This window comes from Alteracholeplasma palmae J233 (assembly GCF_000968055.1).
Classification (GTDB): Bacteria; Bacillota_I; Bacilli_A; order Acholeplasmatales; family Acholeplasmataceae; genus Alteracholeplasma; species Alteracholeplasma palmae.
Genome location: NC_022538.1, coordinates 58136 through 74735 on the forward strand (window position 1 = coordinate 58136; position 16600 = coordinate 74735).

15 protein-coding genes are annotated in these 16600 nt (G+C 28.0%); 14 read left to right on the forward strand and 1 reads right to left on the reverse strand.

Annotated features, from left to right (window positions below):
• Positions 1-36 precede the first annotated feature (36 nt).
• The 10 genes from BN854_RS00200 (at position 37) to BN854_RS00240 (ending at position 12186) form a co-directional block, all read left to right on the forward strand.
• Positions 37-681, forward strand: a complete 645-nt coding sequence (locus BN854_RS00200; RefSeq protein ID WP_026654001.1) for an SIMPL domain-containing protein — start codon at positions 37-39, stop codon at positions 679-681.
• A gap of 412 nt (positions 682-1093) precedes the next feature.
• Positions 1094-1516 carry a hypothetical protein gene (locus tag BN854_RS00205; protein WP_052692981.1) on the forward strand — a complete coding sequence of 141 codons (423 nt, stop codon included), beginning with the start codon at positions 1094-1096 and terminating at the stop codon, positions 1514-1516.
• Positions 1517-1529: 13 nt separating this feature from the next.
• Positions 1530-2429, forward strand: a complete 900-nt coding sequence (locus BN854_RS00210) for a zinc metalloprotease HtpX (protein ID WP_026654010.1) — start codon at positions 1530-1532, stop codon at positions 2427-2429.
• Between the two features lie 162 nt (positions 2430-2591).
• Positions 2592-3920, forward strand: a complete 1329-nt coding sequence (locus BN854_RS00215; protein WP_026654011.1) for a trypsin-like peptidase domain-containing protein — start codon at positions 2592-2594, stop codon at positions 3918-3920.
• Between the two features lie 157 nt (positions 3921-4077).
• The gene (locus BN854_RS00220) at positions 4078-7044 is read left to right on the forward strand and encodes a bacterial Ig-like domain-containing protein (RefSeq protein ID WP_045959635.1); all 2967 of its coding nucleotides are present in this window, start codon (positions 4078-4080) and stop codon (positions 7042-7044) included.
• 382 nt (positions 7045-7426) lie between these two features.
• Positions 7427-8209: a hypothetical protein gene (locus BN854_RS00225; protein ID WP_026654013.1), complete on the forward strand. Its 783-nt coding sequence runs from the start codon at positions 7427-7429 to the stop codon at positions 8207-8209.
• A gap of 66 nt (positions 8210-8275) precedes the next feature.
• Positions 8276-8815 (forward strand): hypothetical protein, encoded by a 540-nt coding sequence (locus BN854_RS00230; RefSeq protein ID WP_026654014.1) that lies wholly within the window; start codon positions 8276-8278, stop codon positions 8813-8815.
• A gap of 1 nt (position 8816) precedes the next feature.
• A complete protein-coding gene (locus BN854_RS00235) occupies positions 8817-11126 on the forward strand; it encodes an ABC transporter ATP-binding protein/permease (RefSeq protein ID WP_026654015.1) in 2310 nt (769 codons plus the stop codon).
• 193 nt (positions 11127-11319) lie between these two features.
• Positions 11320-11469, forward strand: a complete 150-nt coding sequence (locus BN854_RS07815; RefSeq protein ID WP_157868330.1) for a hypothetical protein — start codon at positions 11320-11322, stop codon at positions 11467-11469.
• A gap of 252 nt (positions 11470-11721) precedes the next feature.
• A complete protein-coding gene (locus BN854_RS00240; protein WP_026654018.1) occupies positions 11722-12186 on the forward strand; it encodes an NUDIX hydrolase in 465 nt (154 codons plus the stop codon).
• A gap of 226 nt (positions 12187-12412) precedes the next feature.
• Here the strand turns inward: BN854_RS00240 and BN854_RS00245 are convergent, their stop codons facing one another.
• Positions 12413-12742 carry a winged helix-turn-helix transcriptional regulator gene (locus BN854_RS00245; RefSeq protein ID WP_026654019.1) on the reverse strand — a complete coding sequence of 110 codons (330 nt, stop codon included), beginning with the start codon at positions 12740-12742 and terminating at the stop codon, positions 12413-12415.
• A gap of 144 nt (positions 12743-12886) precedes the next feature.
• On the opposite strand from BN854_RS00245, the gene BN854_RS00250 reads away from it, so the two are divergent.
• The 4 genes from BN854_RS00250 to BN854_RS00265 all read left to right on the forward strand — a co-directional run bounded on the left by BN854_RS00250 (position 12887) and on the right by BN854_RS00265 (position 16583).
• The gene (locus tag BN854_RS00250) at positions 12887-14089 is read left to right on the forward strand and encodes an ATP-binding protein (RefSeq protein WP_026654020.1); all 1203 of its coding nucleotides are present in this window, start codon (positions 12887-12889) and stop codon (positions 14087-14089) included.
• Positions 14090-14193: 104 nt separating this feature from the next.
• On the forward strand, positions 14194-15228 hold the full coding sequence (locus BN854_RS00255) for an LLM class flavin-dependent oxidoreductase (protein ID WP_026654021.1): 1035 nt from the start codon (positions 14194-14196) through the stop codon (positions 15226-15228).
• Position 15229: 1 nt separating this feature from the next.
• Entirely contained in the window at positions 15230-15769 is a 540-nt protein-coding gene (locus BN854_RS00260; protein ID WP_026654022.1) for an NADPH-dependent FMN reductase, read from the forward strand.
• A complete protein-coding gene (locus BN854_RS00265; RefSeq protein ID WP_026654023.1) occupies positions 15759-16583 on the forward strand; it encodes an aldo/keto reductase in 825 nt (274 codons plus the stop codon). The genes BN854_RS00260 and BN854_RS00265 overlap by 11 nt, the downstream gene beginning before the upstream one ends.
• Positions 16584-16600: the final 17 nt, after the last annotated feature.

Below are 16600 nucleotides of genomic sequence, written 5' to 3' on the forward strand. Positions count from 1 at the left end.
AATGAGATATAAAATAAAAATGAAATGAGGGAAAATATGAAAACTATTACAATTAAATCAAAAGGGAAAATAAGTATTCAGCCAGATACAATTGAACTTAACTTTAAACTAAGTCATGAAAACAAAGAATATGATCAAACATTACTTGAAACAACAGAAAAATATAATACCTTACTATCCAAATTAGTTCATATTGGTTTTACCAAAGAATCACTTAAAACATTAGATTTCAACATACGAACAAACTATGAAGATCATCATGAAAATGGTAATTATAAAAGAGTATTTGTAGGATATATATGTACACAAATATTAAAACTATCATTTGATATTGATTATCATAAGCTTGCTCAAATTTTAGAAGCTATATCTAAATCAAAAACAAACCCAGAAATATCATTTAATTTTACTGTTAAAAATAAAGAAGTATACGCAGATAAAGCATTAAAGGATGCTGCTAAAAAAGCTTTTAAAACAGCTAAAAGCTTAGCTTTAGCATCAAATGTAACATTAGGAGAAGTTGTTTCTATTAATCACGCTATAGAAGATCATAGATTCATATCAGATACAAAAGTCCAAATGCATAAAAACTATGTATTATCTAGTTCAATAGAACTAGATTTAAATGTAGAAGATATTAAGATCGAAGAATTAGTAGAATTTACATTTGAAATCAAATAGAAAGATATAAGCGTACATTTAATTAGTGAAAAACAAATTATACAATTTAATTAAATCATTTAAACATATTGGAAATGCCTAGATAAAGCATTTCCTATTTTCTTTTAAAAAGTATTTTAAAGATATATGATAAGTACTACGTATAAAACTAAAAGTACATATAGCTATTTAATTTATGTAATCGTTTTTAAATTTAAAACTAGATTATTTTAGATATAAAGTTATTTGAATATAAACAGTATTCAGAATATGTTATAAAAACATTAAATCCATCTAAATCAATAGTACTAATTAGCTTTTATATATATTTTTGACCACTAAAACAACAGTAGCAAGTAAAAAAGTGAAAATGTCGCCATTAAAGTTACCTAAAAAATTATCACTTTGGTATAATGGTACTCGGGTGATTAAAATGATGAAGATATCTCAGTCAGCTGTTGAAAATAAAATAGTGGATATTAAAAATATTGTAAGAGATAAAGAAGTACTTAACTATATAGAAAATAATTTTGATGATAATAGATTTTCAGATATATTATTTCAAATGATAGATAAGAAAGAAATGAAAGATGTAGACGTTTATAAAACAGCAGGAATCGATAGACAGTTATTTTCTAAAATAAAATCTAATCCTTATTACACAACCAATAAAATAACTATTATTAAATTGGGGCTTGCTATGAAATTAGATGAAGAAGAGTTTCAAATGTTACTAATAAGTGCAGGATATAGTTTAAGCAAAAATAGTTATGTAGATATACTGGTTTTGTTTTGTATCAGTTCTAATTATCAAAAGTACCAAGAAGTAAGAAATTACATAGACTTAATAAAGTGAGAGGAAGATAAACATGTTTTTTTTAAAATTTTTAATTAATTTATTTAAACCAAGAAATTGGGGACTATTAGTGTATATGGCGATTAATGCATTTTTCTTTACTATTGTATTTGAGTATTTGTTACAACTTGTTTTTAAAACAACAGATATTATGTGGTATTACATTGTACCAGTATATATCATATTGCTTTTTATTATGTTGAGTTCATTTGGAGAAAATATTTTTAATGCTATGCGAAAAATGAGAGAAATACCCAAAAACTCTGAAACAGAACATATTTATGAACTATTTAATGAAGTATATAGTAATGCCAAGAAAAATAATAACTCAATTAGTAATAAAGTTAAGCTGTACTATATAGATGATGAGAATATTAATGCATTCGCATTTGGCCGAAACACTATTGGAGTTACTGCTGGTAGTTTGCAACTAGATGATGAGGCATTCAAAGGAATTTTAGCACATGAATTTGGACATCTATACGCGCAAGATAGTCATGTGAATTTAGGAATTATGGCGACTAGTTTTTCAATGCAATTTGCAATTTATGCAGTATCATTATTATTTCTATTTTTCACATATATTATAGACATAATTATTACAGCAGTTCTTAATAAGACAAATTTTGGAAAAACAGAAAAAATTCTTTTATTTTCAACCATTGTTATAGCTATTAGAAGTATAATAATTAATGTTTGGACATTTATAGGTAGAGTGTTAGTTTCTATTGCTAGCAGAAAACAAGAATATAAAGCTGATGCATATGCATCAAAAATTGGCTACAATGAAGGACTGTATAGTGCATTAACCATACTTTCTGAGGGTGAACAAACACAGTCATTTGTAAATTATATATTATATGGAACGCATCCAAGTACAGATAAACGACTTTTAGCATTAGAAAATAAATAGAATAATTAAGCGAACGCCTCTTTTAGAGGCGTTTTATAATAGATGTATGTCAATAATAAAGATCCATAGGCTTTAATTTTATTGTCTTATGTAATATAATAGACATAGTTTTTATTCTTATAGAAATAAAAAAAGAGTATTTAATAGTTTATGGGGGGAATAATGAAAAGAATATATAGAATAATAATTGTAATTTTACTTGCCTTGTCATTAAGTGCATGTCAAAAAACAGATTCAAACATAAAAGAAAGTAGTAAGCAACGATATAATGTTTATAATGACTCGTTTACATATATAGGGTTTAAAAAAAAGAGTCTAAATAGTTATAATTTTAAAACTAACATAGAAACTAGCACTCCGATTATAGTGGTAAGTGCTAAAAGTAATATCAACTTAGTTGAAGTAACCGCAAATACCACAATGTATTCTCAAGATGAAAAAAAGATACATAATACTACAAAAACAATAACAAAATCAATTATAAGAAACCAAGAGTTTAATATTGACTTTGAAATTTCAAAAAAAGTTTCAAATGAAACAACAAGGGTATCAGTTACTTTTAGTGGTAAAACTACTGATAAGAATAATAATTCGAAAAGTGATAAAAAGATAGAATATAAAGTACTATTCAAATTTAATAATGGAGAGATTGATTTAGAAAAAAAAGTTAAAGCTAATGAGACTATATCTAAGCCAAGCACTCCGCATAAAAAAAATTATATATTTCAATCTTGGTATCTAGATCAAGACTTTAAGCATGAGTATGATTTTTCAAAAAAAATAACTAGTGATTTAAATTTATATGCAAAATATATAGTTGATTATGCAACTATTACTAATAAAGTTACACATGAAATTATGCCATCTGTAGTCAATATAACTAAGAAAAACTATAATACAATTCTGGGAATTACAACATCATCGCAAAGTTTTATTGGAAGTGGCATTATATTTTATGAAGGATCAGGATATTATTATGCTTTAACTAATAACCATGTGACAGTTAAAAATCCAGACTATAGCAAAGTTAGTTACGAGGTAGAAGATTATAAGGGAAATAAGTACGACGCATATTTAAAACATGAGTCTCCTTCATATGACTTAGCAGTTATATATTTTAAGAAGAAAGAAACCTTGAAAGTAATAGATAGAGCAAAAGAAAATCCTAACATTGACACTGAAATAATTTCATTAGGACAACCTAAAGGACAAACGAATGCAATTACGTATGGGAAAGTTACAGAGTATACAGAGGCTCCAATATTAAAAAACACAAAGTGGTATGAATCAAGTGTTCAGTTTGAAGTGATTTCACACAGTGCTAGAATTGCAGGAGGTTCTAGCGGAGGAGCAATCCTTGATGTCGACTTTAATTTAGTAGGTATTAATTATGCTTCATCAACTAGTTATAACAGTGGAGAATTTGTTAGTGCATATGCTATACCAATTAAAAAAGTGGAAGAATATTTAAGGGTATATATATGGAGCTAACAAGAAATAAATAGTTACTTTAATTAAAAGGGTGTGCACGGTAAAAGGCACGCTCTTTTTGTATATAAAAGTGAATTAAATGATTGACTAAGCGCTTACACTAAGAGTATAATTACATTCTGAAAGCGTTTTATAAAAAAGACAGGAGAATGTAAAGATGATGAGAGTAAAAGAAAATAGTTTAAAAGTGATAGATATTACTAAGAAGATGTTTGTCTTACTTTTAAGTTCAATTCTTGTAGTAGTACTAGTTGCGTGTAATAAAAAAGCACCAGAAATACACGCACTTGCAATTAGTTCATTTCCAACAAAAACAGTATATAAAGTTGGAGAATCTTTTGATAAAACTGGAATAGAAGTGATAGGTGTCATGTCAAATCAAACAGTTATCAAATTAAACGAAGGAACTAAAGATAATGAATATCAGTTCAGTGGCTTTGACTCACAAACAGAAGGAACCAAAAAAGTAGAAGTGAAAAGTGGTAACTTTAAAACTCATTTCACTGTTATAGTAAATAATAATAAAGATGAAGCTAGAGCCCAAATTACTTTTATGAATGACAAAACAGTTTTATCTACAAAAACAATTGATAAAGGTTCTATATTAGAAGAACCAGCATTAGTTAAACAAGAAAACCAATACTTTGTGGGTTGGTTTATTGAAGAAACTAATTATATGTGGAATTTTTCTACAGATCAAGTAAAAGAAGATGTAACATTAAAAGCTAAATATGTTACTCTTGATGAATCACATGTTATTCTTGATGCATATATGAAAGAAGAACAAGCTTCAAAATATACATTTAAGACACTTCAAACTCTAAAAGAAGCTAACATTAAAAACAACACAACAGTGTATTTCGCACCAGGTGTCTATTGGGCTGATGACTATTTAGATACTAATGAGGCAAATACTCCAGAACATCCAGGATTAATAGGAATAGAGTTTTTTCAAACAGGATTAAAATTTGTTGGTTTAACTTCAAATGCAGATGATGTAAGAATAGCGGGTAATAGAGGACAAACAGTAGGTTCAAAAGGTAACTGGAATGTTATTGGAGTAGGACAAGACTTTAGTTCATATAATATTAGTATTGCTAACTACTGCTCAACAGATCTAGTATACCCAAGAGATGTTACACAAAACCTTAAACGTAGAACAGATGCTAGAGTACAAGCTCAAACACTAGCAACCCTTGATGCTGGTGATAGAATGTATTTTGAAAATACAAGATTTGTCAGTCACCTAAACTTAATGGCAGCTGGTAACATGCAAAGAGCATACTTTAAAGACTGTTATTTCCAATTAACAGATGATGCAATCGCTGTTGGTAAGATTAATGTATATGAAAACTGTACATTTGATTTATATGGAGCTCACCCAACATGGGGAGGGATTGAAACACTAGCATTATTCCTTAATTCAACTTTTAACATTAAATATGATTCAGGTATTTTATACTGGGCTAAATCTGGCGGAACCTTTGGTCTTATAGATTCAGTTTTTACAGGTAAAATAGAAGAAGTAAGATGGGAAGACTTCCAAAGACCAGATGCTAAACACTATGTCTATAATAACAAAGATGAAAAAGGAAATGATATCATCTTTGCTAAAGATTATCCAGCTGTGACAGAATATCTAACAGAAGAAACATTACCAATATTTAAGAATAAAGATAATACTTATAATATTTCAAATATATTAGGTGGTAATGATGGTTGGAACCCTACTTTACAAACAGTTAAAACACCATTTAAATTAGTTTTAGCCTCTAATACAACCGTATTAGAATCTAGTCAAGAAGATAACCAAATTGTGTTAACTCCAGTACTAACACCTTCAAATATCTTATCAATTGATAGTATAGAATATACTTATGATGAAAGTTTATTTGACTTTATTTCACAAGAAAATGGAGTATTAAAACTAAAGGCAAAACTAAACCAACAAGGTAAAATCTTACAAACAGTTATTACTGCTAGATCAACTAATAAGTTGGTATCACAAGTAACAGTTTCTATTAGACCTGAGTTAGTAGAAGCGCCTAAATTTATAGGAGAACAAACACTAACTATTAGTAATAACAAAGTTGTTTTAAATTATGAGTATGATCACCCAGGATACACAGATCATTCTAATATATTATGGTATATAGGAACAGAAACAAATAAACAAGAAAGACTTGTTGGACAAACAACCCTTAACAAGCCACAATTAGAATATCAACTATCAAGAACAGATTTAAATAAATATGTATCTGCAGTTATTATTCCTAAATATGAATTTAGTCCAGCAAGCACAGAAATCGCTTTAATAGAAGGACAAAGAGTCATTACTTTAGAAGATATTAAAGATAAAAATATTATTTCTACAAATTTTGCAAATATAGCATGGAAAGATAACTTACTTACTGATAAAAATGTGTGGTATGCAGATTCTCATAGACCTAAAGATATCACAGTAGACTGGGGTAACATAGGAGAACAAGAACCTTGGGTTTATACATACGCAACAGGTGGACAATCAGGTCAAGCAGGAGCACTTTATAAAAATGGTTTACTTTTAGCAAAACGTGGTGCTAGACTTTTATATAATACAAGTGGTGAATATTCGGATGTATCAATGAAAGTATTATTATCACCAGAAAAAACTGCTGGACAAGGCTTTGGTAGTGCAACAGAACAATATTTAGATATCTATATTAAATATGATGTCGAAACTCAAAATGGCTATGCCTTAAGAATTCAAAGAGTTGCTAAAGATAGACAAGGAACAGCAATTAGTTCTGGAGGTAATGCAGTAAGATTCTCACTAGTTGAATATAAAAATGGAATCGAAACTGTATTAGAGTTTGAAGGAAATGATATCATGAGCTCTGCCTTTATGCCAGATACAACTATTATTCTAGAAGTTAAGGGCAATAAACTATCAGCTGATATTACTACAGCATCTGAACAAACAGGTGCTCAAGCAACCTTTGGTCTTCCACATGAAGTTCATTTATCATATGATTTAAAAGATGTAAATAACTATGGTGGTTTCGGATTCCAACACACAGGAACAACTAGTGTTGGTAACAGAGTATTATTACAAGAACTAGAAGTTAAGTTAACTGATAAATAACATATAGAAGTAATTAAATAAAAGTATTAAGATGTCATTCTTCTGATTGAAAGAAAGACATCTTTTTTATAGTTAAATTTATTTCAACTGATTAACTATTATAATTCAGGCATATAGGGATAATAAAAAATAGGTTTAAAATGTGTCTTCTTTCTACTAAAGTAATAGAATTTGACATAAAAATTTTTCTATGCTAATATATACTGTATAACATACACTATTCTAAAGGGGATTTTATATGAATAATGTTAGTTTAATTTTTTTAACATTAATAAGATAATAGAATATTCTTTTTAAACCTATTTGTACTTTTATGTATAGATAGGTAAAGTGTCCGTTATTAACTATGGAGATAAGTGTGTTTTAACAAAGAGAGGGGAAAATGAAAAAAATAATTTTAATATTTTCAAAAAGAACATTTTTAATTATGCTTGGATTGGTTACAGCGATTACGGTTGCTTTCTCGACTAATCAAACACAAGCTATAACTGTTTTTCAGACAAATGCATCAGCATTAGGTTTCAGTATTGCAGATGAATATGCTCCAATATATATGAGTGGGTTCAAAGAAGAAGAATTTGAGAGAAATTTACCAGGGGATAAACATTATACACTTGTTCATCAAGTTTTAATGAGAAATTCAGTAGATCCTTCTTTACATGCAGTTGCGTATAGAGTGCTAACTTCTCCTAAGCAGTTAAGAGAATGGGGGTTTATTGGATTTGGAAGTTATGGTAATAACTATTCAAATTATGATGTTCATACAACTATTACATTTCCTAATGAAAAGCACTTATATTCTATATTAGATTATACTCCGCGTAATCAACCATCAAGTAGTACTGTTGGAATTTCAGTAGGTATGTCAGTGTCAGGTCCATCTGTCAGTGCTAGCACAAGTTTTAATCATAGAGAATTAAATGTTTACTCAGACACAAGCACAAGCGATAAAGTATATAAAACACGATATCAATATCGCTCTGGGATTTGGGACATTAATTCTACAAAATATTTAGATGGTGAAATTAATTCGTATGGAATGCTTATTTTTAGAAAACCAGGTGTTGTTTGGGTTAATATAAAACACATGATTCAATACGAGCAGCAAGTTGGCTCTAATAAAAGAACATCAGCTGGCTTGGTTCATTTCAATAGTAGATACTAAAGGCTTAAAATAGCTTAAAATTTAGCATACTTATCTCATATAAAAATATCTAAAAAGGGAGAATTTATGAAATATAAAAAAATTATGATTTTGTGTATAACCTTTCTAGTAACAATTCTTGCTAGTTGTGCTAAAAAGATAGATTCAGATAAAGAAATAACTTTTTTGAATAAAAATAAAGCTCATATTTATGCTTATAAAGAAACTGAAGTAGTAGATACAATTAGTTCAAATTTTACTAATATTGAAGATATTAGTTTATCATATGACTTTATATCTATAGTAATTGATTGTTCAAAATATTATCAAAATATGACAAAAGATTTTATTGAAGATTTGTATAACCTACTAAATTTAAATGATCATATAATGGTTTTATTTGTTGATGCTAAAAACTACAATTTTTTTGAATCTACTCCATTTGCAAATGAAAAGAACTATTATGAAAATGTGAGCTATGTTCATGGATTTTATAATTTTTCATCTGTAAAGGGGATAGTTGAAATCAACTACGGTTTGACATTTGATGGTGAAGGTTCAAAATTTAAATATGCAATTATTTCTACTTTTTATAGAAGGGTATATAACTATATAGGGGCATTATAATATGTATGAACTGAAAAGAATTTCAAAAGAGTATAAAAATGGAAAAGAAATAATACAGGTATTAAAAGAAATTAACATGAAATTACCACCTAATGGTATGGTTTTTATTGTTGGGAAGTCAGGTAGTGGAAAGTCAACACTACTTAATATTTTGGGTGGATTAGAAACACCAACAAAGGGGAATATAAAATATAAAAATAAAGAAATTGATGATTTGTCATTTAAAAGAGATATTGTTAGTTTTGTGTTTCAAGATTTTAACTTGTTATATGGTTTGACAGTTGTTGAAAACTTGAAAATTGTAAATAAACTATCTGATGAAAGAGTAAAAAAATTGCTTACTTCGGTAGATATGCTGGATAAGATAAATACCAAAATTAAATATTTATCTATAGGTGAAAAACAAAGATTATCAATTGCGAGGGCATTGGCAAAAAATTTTGAAATTATGTTATTAGATGAGCCGACTGGAAGCCTTGATATAACTAATAGAAAAAAAGTTTTTGATTTGCTAAAAAAAATCTCAACTGAAAAGTTGATTATTATAGTTTCACATGATTTGGAAAGTGCATTTGAGTATTCTGATAGCATAATTGAAATAAAAGATGGGATAGCGGGTAACCTTATATCAAATAAAGAAACTAAATTATTAGATACAACTGAAAAAATGCCACATTCAAATAATGAAGTATTTGATAAGAAATCACAATTTAGATATGCTACATCACTATTATTCTTGAATAAATTTCGTTTTATAATTACTATGCTAATCCTTATTTTAAGTACGATATTAACATTCACTCAGTTAAATTTATCAAATTTTAACACTGAAAAAGCATTGAATAATGCCATAACTAAAAATAATGATTTCGCAGTCCCTCTAAGTTGGTCTGTTAGAAATGAACCAACAAATAAGATAGAACAGTTTTCCAAAGGGGAAGACTTATACAATAAAATTAATGATAATGATAGTCAATATAATAAGTTAGTTACATATATTAGTAGTAACCAATTAATAAACAATAATGAAAGTAAGCTAAACGAAACAGTCCTTTATTTATTTAAAGAAAATGAAAAAATAGATTTAAGTATTACTGAAGGAAGATTACCAAATAATAAAAATGAAGTACTAATAAGTGATTTTTTGTCAATTTATAAGTTTAATCAAGACGAAGTTATTGGAAAAAAAATATCAATGCCGATAGAAACTTTAGATACAGAAATAATACTAACAGTTGTCGGAATAGTTGAAACTGATTATAAAGATATTAGACTTTTCAACAAAATAGAAGATGAAGTATACCTTAAAGGGAATAAAGATGCAGTTACATTTAATTATATGACTCTATATACGAAGGAATCACTACTTTTTTCTGGAATAACGGATAATATAATTACTATACAGTCATCTAATTTTTTACAAACAGACCAGTTAACAGAAATTTATACGCAGCCATTTAACTCATTGAAATATAAAAAATATGATAATGAGCAGTTGATTGAAGGGAAACTACCAGAAAAGATTAATCAAATTGTTGTAAGCGATGTATTTTTAAAAAAGCATAACCTAAAATTTAATGAAATAAAAGAAATTAACTATTTATACAAAGATATAAGGGCAACAATCAATAAAAATAGATATCTAGATATTATCAATTTTTTTGAAATATTGGAATCGGTAGAAATTGTTGGTATAACGGAGAGCAAATCAGATATTCTAGTCTCACATGAACTGTCGATTGTAATAGAAAACAAGCTTAAATACTATTCGGTTGATGGGTATGCAGTTTCAAAACCAAAACAATCTTTTATAGAAAAATCTAATGGATCAAATATATATTTCAATTTTAGGTATTTAGAGCCGATATATACTATGGTAGAATTGTTAAAAGGCCCAATAGTAACGGTTGTTTTAACAGTTGAATTTATTTTAATTATACTCTCAGCGCTATCACTATTACTATATTGTCAAAATGCAGTTAAAACAAAAAGAAGAGAAATATCAATTATAAAGTCTTTAGGTGTAAAAAATTCTAAGTTATTCAACGTTTTTTTGATTCATAATATGACCCAAACTCTTTTTTCAACTGTTATTGGGATCATAGCGGGGCTTTTTTTTATAAAAATGGTCAATATGATTGTATCTGATGGAACTGTCTTTAATATCAATTATAATTTATTTTTAATTACTCCAATTAGCCTGATTGCAATTTTTATGATTTCATTTTGTATCTGTCTTATAGGAACAATTATTCCTTTTATAAGTATAAAAAAAATAAGTATTGCCTCTGAGCTAAAGATAAATCAATAGTGGCATGAGAAATTGAAATGACTAATAGTACGAAGAGAATATGAAAGAAAATTTATAAAAAATTTAATTATAGTATATTTATATTATTTATCTTTCTTTTGAATGCGTGTGTACTCAAAACCTATCAGTCACTAACTATATTGGTAATCTAAGTCATTGTGACCTAAATAAAAATATGGAGGAAAGCAAAAAAATGAAATTTTTAGAAACACAAGGATTAAAGTCGTCAGCATTTTATTTTAAAATAACAGATAATGAAATGGAATATGTTGATTGTTTAGATGATATAAGCGTTGGAGTAGGTTCAGGTCTTGCAACTGCTAGCTCTACTTTTAACAACTAAAAATCATGATTAAATCACGTAGATTATTATATTGCCTTATACCTTTTTTTCTTTTATCCACTGCACATTTTATATCGCTGCTACTCATGGTAAGCTATAATGTTGCTTCAGTTTATAGAGTGATAAATGTAGTGATTTGGGCGGCTGAAGGCTACTTTATTTTAATAATTTTATTTCTTTCTAGAAAAAAGATTACAAATTTTTTTAAGCGTACTAACCTCAATGATAGTAATTTAGAAAGGGAAAAATAGTATGAATAAAAACTATATTAAATGGATAAGAAGTAAAGTTGGGCATGAAAAGATTTTCTTAAATTTTGTAGGTGGATGTATAAGAAACTCAAAAGGTGAAATCTTACTACAACGTAGAAAAGATAAAAATGTTTGGGGATTTCCTGGTGGAGCAATTGAACTTGGTGAATCAGCAAAAGAAGCTGTTATAAGAGAGATAAAGGAAGAAACAGGGCTTGATATCATTCCTCGTAAAATGATAGGAGTTTATACACACTATTTTGATGAATATCCCAATGGAGATAGTGCTCAAGTTATTGCTATATTTTTTGATTTAGAGATTGTTGGTGGAAAGCTTGATGATAATAACGATGAAACATTAGAATTAAAGTTTTTTAATGAAACAAAATGTCCTAAACTTGTAAACCAACAACATGAAGATGCATTAATAGACATGATAAATAGAGAATATGGAATATGCAGATAAAAAACTCTTTTATGTCTAATGAACCCAATAAGTTGAACTTAATACAATAAACTGATGATAAGGATTGTTGTCTATATTGATATGGACTCAATCCTTTTAATTTTATTAATGATGATGACTTAATGATAAAGAAATAAACTTTATTATTGAACCAACCATTTAAAATACTTTAAACATAAAAAAGCGAATCCCATTACAAATGATCCGCTTTATATCTTAATAAACTTCATTTTTCTTTATTTAAATTATGCTTAATTCCCCAGTCATGCAGACTTCTTAAAATCTTTTCTAACTCTAAACCATATTTACTAATTTCATAAGTGACTTTAGGTGGAATAGATTCATACTGAGTTCTAATAATTAAACCTTCAGATTCTAAACTCTTTAACTGGCTGGCAAGCATTTTAGGTGTAATACCATTAAGCTCTCGTTCTAGTTCATTAAAGCGTTTTGGACCTTCGTTTATTAAAGTTAAAAGTAATGCTGGTTTCCATTTTCCGGATATAATAGATAAAGCATCATTAACCCTACATTCTTTTACATTTTTAATTTGCATCTTAGTCACTTCCTATCTAACTATATTCTACTATACTTTTTATAGTGAATAGATATAAATGCTTTAAATCGTTTCGATTATAATCGAAACAATACTTGAAAAATAAATTCATTTCGGTTATAATCGAAATAGAGGTGGTTAATTGTGATAAAAAGAAAAACGTATATAGATGAATTATTAAAATATAAAGATAAACCATTTATAAAAGTTATAACAGGTATGAGAAGAACCGGTAAATCAGTTTTAATGGAACAATTTCAAGAAATGCTTGTTAGTGAAAGAAAAATAGCTACTAGTCAAGTTATCAAAATTAATTTTGAATTGCCAGATAGCTTTAAAATAGAAAACTACCAAGACCTAACAAACTATATATTAGAAAAAACTAATAAAGAATATAAAAGAACATATTTATTTTTTGATGAAATTCAACGAGTTAAAGATTGGGAAAAAGCAGTTAATGGATTTCATGCTATGGGTATTTATGATATCTACATAACAGGATCTAATGCTGATTTACTGTCTAGTGAACTTTCTACATATCTTGCGGGGCGCTATGTAGAAATAAAAGTTAAGCCAATGAACTTTAAAGAATTTATAAAAGCATATCAAGGCATCACTCAAAATATTGAAGAACTTTTTAATAAATATATTATATTTGGTGGAATGCCATCTATTATTGCTTTTAATTTAGATTATAGCCAATCCATGAATATCTTAAGAGAGTCATTTCAATCTGCTTTTTTTAGAGATGTAGTTATAAAAAATCAAATAAGAAATACAATAGCATTAGATAGACTTATTTACTATGTTATACAACATACTGGAAAAACTTTTTCTGCATTAAGTATTTCTAATTATTTTAAGAGTGAGAAAATATCTTTTAGTGTAGATACAGTTTTAGCTTACTTAGGATATATAAAAAGTGCTTATTTAATTAGTGAAGTAAAAAGAATAGATGCAGTTGGTAAAAAACAACTTGCCACATCTGAAAAATACTACATTGAAGATCACGGGATAAGAGAAGCGGTTTCTGGGAATAATAATGCCAATATAGAATTGGTACTAGAAACTATCATATATAATGAATTGATCTTAAGAGGATATAAAGTCTATGTTGGTAAAGTTAAAGAATATGAAATTGATTTTGTATGTATCCATGAAGATCACTCCAAAAGTTATTATCAAATATCTTATATGATGCCAACAACAGAAACAATAGAAAGAGAGTTTAGTCCATTAGAACTTATTGATGATAGTTATCCCAAGTATGTTTTAACACTTGATAAAATCAATTTTTCAAGAAATGGTATCAAACATATCAATATTATAGATTTTTTAACAGAATAGACACTATCATAAAGTATAGTAAGTACTAAAAAAGTGCGTACTATACTTTTTATATTAAAAGTAGGATAATATAAATATAAGAACTTATTAAGGAGAACAAAAATATGATAAATATGGAATTTGGATTATATTCATTAGGAGATTATGTCACTGATGCTAAAACAGGCAATAAAGTAACAGAACAAGAAAGAATAGAACAAATCATAGAAGCTGCTAAACTAGCAGAACAATATGGATTAGATATATTTTCTTTAGGAGAATCTCATCAAGAACACTTCATTTCACAAGCACACGCAGTGATCTTAGCTGCTATCGCGCGTGAAACTAAAAAAATAAGAATCTCAAGTTCCGCAACCATCATTTCAACATCAGATCCAGTAAGAGTATATGAAAACTTCGCAACCCTTGATCTCTTATCAAACGGTCGTGCAGAAATTACTGCAGGTAGAGCCTCACGCGTAGGACTATTTAAATTACTAGGATATGACTTAAGAGATTATGAAACTTTATTTGAAGAAAAATTTGAATTACTCTTAAAATTATTTAAAGAAGATAAAATCACGTGGAGTGGACAGTTTAGAGCGCCCCTTTCTAATATGGAATTATTCCCTAAACCCTTACAAAAAGACTTTCCAATTTGGAGAGCCGTAGGTGGAACATTAAATAGTGCACTTATGGCAGCTCGCCAAGGGGTTCCTATGACTATGGCAACCCTTGCAGGTCCTGTTTCATACTTTAATCAAAATGTTAAAGCGTATAGAACAAACTTCTTATTAAACCACCCAGATAAAGAACCAAAGGTTGCTATTGATACCTTCTTGTATGTAGGAGAAACTGATGAAGAAGCCTTTAGAAACTATTATCAATACGCCAACCATTCATTAAAAATGGCAAATGGTCAAGGACTAAGAAAAGAAGCCTATGTCAATACCCTTGATATAAGAGATGTCATGCTTGTTGGTAGTGTTGATACGATTGTAAAAAAAATAGTTTATCAATATGAAACATATAAACATCAAAGACATTTATTCCAAATAGATCTAGGTGGTATGCCTTTTGAAGAAGTGAAAAGAATGATTAAAATTATTGGAGAACAAATTGTCCCTCAAGTAAAAGAAATATTAAGCAAGGAGAACTAGAATGAAAGTATTGGGAATTATAGGAACTATTTTTGGCAGTAAAACTAAAACTGCTCTTCATGCAATAAAGTTTGATGAAAATACAGAATATGAAATTATAGATTTAAAAGACTATCAACTACCTTTCGCAGATGGAAGAGTCTTATCAGATTATGATGAAATAACCCAAAATCTTATTTATAAAATCATGGATTCCGATGCTTTAATTATAGGAACTCCTATATATCAAGCATCTATTCCAGGAGTGCTAAAAAACTTATTTGACTTACTACCTATTGATTCAATCAGAAATAAGACAGTAGGTATTGTTGTGACTGCTGGTTCACATAACCATTACTTGGTTGCTGAATATCAGTTAATCCCTATACTAAACTATTTAAAGACAGATGTGATTAATAAATATGTTTATATTACACAAGAAGCATTTTCATCAGATAGCATTGTTGATGACGGTATCTTTTTAAGATTAGAAGCACTTTCTAAAACACTTATTGAAAAAGCTAATTACAATAAAGAAAAAGAAGACAAATATGATTTCTAAACTAGCTATAGGTACATGGCTTATTGGTGAAGATAAAAGTAAAGAAAAAGAAGAGATAGAAACAATCAATTATGCAATAGATAATGGTATTAAAATAATTGATACAGCGGAAATGTATGGAAAAGGTAAGGCAGAAAAATTACTAGGTCGTATTATAGAAAATAAAAATAGAGAAGACCTTTATCTTATTTCAAAAATATATCCCCATAACGCTCACACTAAAGAACAAATTAAAAAATCTTTATTTCAATCTCTGGATAATTTAAAGACAAGTTATCTAGATCTTTATTTATTACACTGGATAGAAAATGACACTAATCTTCATTTGGTTGTAGAAACATTTGAAGAACTTAAAAAAGAAGGGTATCTTAAAAACTGGGGTGTTTCTAATTTTGATGTATCTGATTTAGAAAGACTTTATCAAATACCAAATGGTAAAAACTGTCATACTAATCAAATTCTTTATCACATTGGACAAAGAGGTATTGAGTATGACTTAATTCCATATGCAAAAGATAATAACCTTCATCTCATGTTTTATTCAGTATTAGGCCATAGTAAAGCATATAGAGATGAGATTATAAATAGTCCTGCTATAATTAAAATCTCAAGCAAACATCATATGACCCCTTATCAAGTGATGTTATTATTTTCACTAGAAAAAGAAGGAACATCCATTATAAAAGCTTCAAGTATTAAACACATAAAAGAATTAATAGAAGTAACTAGATTACATTTAGATAAAGATGATCTAGAACAAATAGATAAAGTATTTAAAAAACCACTCAACAAAGTGCCACTTCAAATGATATAAGTTCAAGGTGTTTAAAA

Excerpts from the sequence above, each read along its gene's own strand:
- BN854_RS00200 (WP_026654001.1), top strand. The coding sequence starts at position 37 with ATGAAAACTATTACAATTAAATCAAAAGGGAAAATAAGTATTCAGCCA.
- BN854_RS00205 (WP_052692981.1), top strand. The coding sequence starts at position 1,094 with ATGATGAAGATATCTCAGTCAGCTGTTGAAAATAAAATAGTGGATATT.
- BN854_RS00210 (WP_026654010.1), top strand. The coding sequence starts at position 1,530 with ATGTTTTTTTTAAAATTTTTAATTAATTTATTTAAACCAAGAAATTGG.
- BN854_RS00215 (WP_026654011.1), top strand. The coding sequence starts at position 2,592 with ATGAAAAGAATATATAGAATAATAATTGTAATTTTACTTGCCTTGTCA.
- BN854_RS00220 (WP_045959635.1), top strand. The coding sequence starts at position 4,078 with ATGATGAGAGTAAAAGAAAATAGTTTAAAAGTGATAGATATTACTAAG.
- BN854_RS00225 (WP_026654013.1), top strand. The coding sequence starts at position 7,427 with ATGAAAAAAATAATTTTAATATTTTCAAAAAGAACATTTTTAATTATG.
- BN854_RS00230 (WP_026654014.1), top strand. The coding sequence starts at position 8,276 with ATGAAATATAAAAAAATTATGATTTTGTGTATAACCTTTCTAGTAACA.
- BN854_RS00235 (WP_026654015.1), top strand. The coding sequence starts at position 8,817 with ATGTATGAACTGAAAAGAATTTCAAAAGAGTATAAAAATGGAAAAGAA.
- BN854_RS07815 (WP_157868330.1), top strand. The coding sequence starts at position 11,320 with ATGAAATTTTTAGAAACACAAGGATTAAAGTCGTCAGCATTTTATTTT.
- BN854_RS00240 (WP_026654018.1), top strand. The coding sequence starts at position 11,722 with ATGAATAAAAACTATATTAAATGGATAAGAAGTAAAGTTGGGCATGAA.
- BN854_RS00245 (WP_026654019.1), bottom strand. The coding sequence starts at position 12,742 with ATGCAAATTAAAAATGTAAAAGAATGTAGGGTTAATGATGCTTTATCT.
- BN854_RS00255 (WP_026654021.1), top strand. The coding sequence starts at position 14,194 with ATGATAAATATGGAATTTGGATTATATTCATTAGGAGATTATGTCACT.
- BN854_RS00260 (WP_026654022.1), top strand. The coding sequence starts at position 15,230 with ATGAAAGTATTGGGAATTATAGGAACTATTTTTGGCAGTAAAACTAAA.
- BN854_RS00265 (WP_026654023.1), top strand. The coding sequence starts at position 15,759 with ATGATTTCTAAACTAGCTATAGGTACATGGCTTATTGGTGAAGATAAA.